Below are 605 nucleotides of genomic sequence, written 5' to 3' on the forward strand. Positions count from 1 at the left end.
GTGGCGATGGCCTGCCGCTACCCCGGCGGAATCACCTCACCCGAAGACCTATGGCAACTCGTAGCCAACGGCCACGACGCCATCACACCCTTCCCCACCGACCGCGGCTGGCCCCTCGACACCCTCTACCACCCCGACCCCGACCACCCCGGCACCACCTACACCCGCGAAGGCGGCTTCCTCCACCAAGCCGCCCACTTCGACGCCGACTTCTTCACCCTCAGCCCCCGCGAAGCCGCCGCCACCGACCCCCAACACCGACTCCTCCTCGAAATCGCCTGGGAAACCATCGAACGCGCCGGCATCAACCCCCACACCCTCAACGCCACCCCCACCGGCGTCTTCACCGGCATCATGTACCACGACTACGCCACCCACCTCACCCCACCACCACCCGGCTACGAGGGCTACATCACCAACGGCACCATGCCCAGCATCGCCAGCGGCCGCATCGCCTACACCCTCGGCCTCCAAGGCCCCGCCATCACCATCGACACCGCCTGCTCCTCCTCCCTCGTCGCCCTCCACCTCGCCACCCAAGCCCTCCACACCCACGAATGCGACCTCGCCCTCGCCGGCGGCGCCACCATCATGGCCACCCCCCA

1 protein-coding gene is annotated in these 605 nt (G+C 68.9%); it reads left to right on the forward strand.

Annotation, left to right across the window (positions count from 1 at the left end; all coding sequences use genetic code 11):
- Positions 1-605: polyketide synthase (locus AB0C16_RS40265; RefSeq protein WP_357691433.1), on the forward strand; the 605-nt coding region annotated here is incomplete at both ends.

This window comes from Nonomuraea sp. NPDC048916 (assembly GCF_040649575.1).
Classification (GTDB): Bacteria; Actinomycetota; Actinomycetes; order Streptosporangiales; family Streptosporangiaceae; genus Nonomuraea.